1 pseudogene is annotated in these 441 nt (G+C 67.6%); it reads left to right on the top strand.

From position 1 onward, the window contains the following. Positions 1-384 (top strand): annotated as a pseudogene (locus F6S12_RS32965) (amino acid deaminase); the annotation flags it as partial. Positions 385-441: the final 57 nt, after the last annotated feature.

The following is a 441-nucleotide window of genomic DNA, read 5'->3' as shown; positions in this document are numbered from 1 at the left end:
CTGGATCGCCGCGCCGACCTGGAGGAGGGCCTGCGCCCGGCCATGGAGGTCTGGGCCCATGTGCAGTCGCTGCCGGAGCCGGGCTTTGCCGTGGTGGCCCTGGGCAAGCGCGATGTGGCCTATGACGCCGGCTTGCCGGTGCCGCTGCGGCGTTATCGCGCCGGGGCCCAGGCCAGTGCCGGGGATGACGTGGGGGCGTGCAAGGTCACTGCGGTGATGGACCAGCATGCGTTTCTCACGGTGGCGCCGGGAGTGGAGCTGCGCATTGGCGACATCATTTCCTTCGGTACTTCGCACCCCTGCCTGACCTTCGACAAATGGCGCACCGGGTTGCTGGTGGATGAGCGCCTGCAGGTGATCGAGAATCTGGAAACCTGTTTCTGATCGCCGGAGCCGGGGATATGCAGGGTCTGCAGGAGCCGGCTTGCCGGCGAAGAGGCC

The organism is Pseudomonas sp. JV245A (genome assembly GCF_032424515.1).
Lineage (GTDB): Bacteria > Pseudomonadota > Gammaproteobacteria > Pseudomonadales > Pseudomonadaceae > Aquipseudomonas > Aquipseudomonas protegens.
This window is presented reverse-complemented; position numbering and strand designations above follow the sequence as displayed.